Origin of the sequence: Vibrio sp. 661 (assembly GCF_033339315.1) — a bacterium.
Taxonomy (GTDB): domain Bacteria; phylum Pseudomonadota; class Gammaproteobacteria; order Enterobacterales; family Vibrionaceae; genus Vibrio; species Vibrio alginolyticus.
The window spans coordinates 1-1,315 of the sequence record NZ_JAWOUJ010000068.1 but is presented as its reverse complement, the minus strand read 5'-3'; the positions used below and the strand labels follow the sequence as shown (position 1 = coordinate 1,315).

Sequence of the window (1,315 nt, the reverse complement as noted above, 5' to 3'; positions counted from 1 at the left end):
AACAAAACAGGGCTTGCTTTAGCAATGTCAGCAATTTTATTTAGTGGCTCTCTAATCGCGAATGAGATCGATGATGGAGATGACAACATGCAATGGACTGACAGCGCTAATACCGATATTGGTTTATCTGGCAGCTTCAACGATAACAGTGACAATAGCGCATCTCTCGGTGTTGGTGATAGCTTCAACGACAACAGCGATAATAGTGCGTCACTAGGTATTGGTCATAGCTTCAACGACAACAGCGACACTGACAACAGTGCAACTCTTGGTGTTGATGACAGCTTTAATAACAACAGCGACAACTCAAACTCGAGCACTAACACAGCTCAAAGCCACAACGACAATAGTACGTCTAACGCTAACGACAACAGTACCAGTGCTGATCTTGATGTGAGCCTAAATAGTGATAGTAGTGATTCAAGTACTAACACAAATAGAAGCTACAACGACAACAGCGACTCTAGTACTACTGTAACACGTAGCAACAATGACAACAGTGACTCTAGTATCAACAGTAGCTTTAACGATAACAGCGATAATCGTAATCAAAGCGACAACCGTAACCAGAGTGATAACCGTAGCTACGCTGATACGAGCACAACAAACTCGAACAGCTTTAACGACAATAGTAACTATCAAAGCGACTCGAGCTCAACAAATGTTGATAGCTTCAATCAAGTCCATATGGATACAGATATGGTTGTTGCGAGCTCAAGCCTAATGGGTGGTGTTACAGGTGCATCAGTTATTTATGCAACTAACGCGGATGATACTCGAGTTCGAGTTGAAAACATGAACACCCTTGGTGGTCTTGGTGGTGCAGCTGGTATTACTACCGTTGGTCAGAATGCTGGTTCAAATTCACTTGTACAACAATCTGTTACAACTAATGCAAGTGTGTTTACTGGGGGTGAGTAACCGACTAGTAGGAGAAAGTGATGCGTTTGGCAATTTGTACTTTGAGTATGATAGTTGCCTGCACTGCACTCGCTGATGACATTGCATTATCTGGTGGAGAAGTTAGCTTGGATATCATGAATGAATCAAGAGGTGGACAAAATGTTGAACTCGACTTGGTTTATGCAGAATCAGATATCAATGGTATTTCGTCAGATAATGTCGCGTCAAACACCGTGAGTGGTAACAATATACTATCAAGTGGAGCGTTCGCAGACAGTTCGGGTATATCCAACGTAATTCAGAACAGTGGAAACAACGTTTTAATCCAGAACTCTACCGTCGTTAACCTGACACTCAAGTAAACAATATGAAAGTATTAAATAACTTAATTTGGCTGATGCTCGTTTATTCA

The 1,315-nt window shown here is 41.7% G+C and carries 2 protein-coding genes; both read left to right on the top strand.

The genetic code is table 11. From position 1 onward, the window contains the following. The coding region (locus tag R7P69_RS24725; protein ID WP_225466834.1) for a dentin sialophosphoprotein at nt 1-921 on the top strand (921 nt) is incomplete at its 5' end. A 20-nt stretch (nt 922-941) separates the two neighbouring features. Further along, entirely contained in the window at nt 942-1,265 is a 324-nt protein-coding gene (locus R7P69_RS24720) for a hypothetical protein (RefSeq protein WP_005380167.1), read from the top strand. The last annotated feature ends 50 nt before the right edge of the window (nt 1,266-1,315 follow it).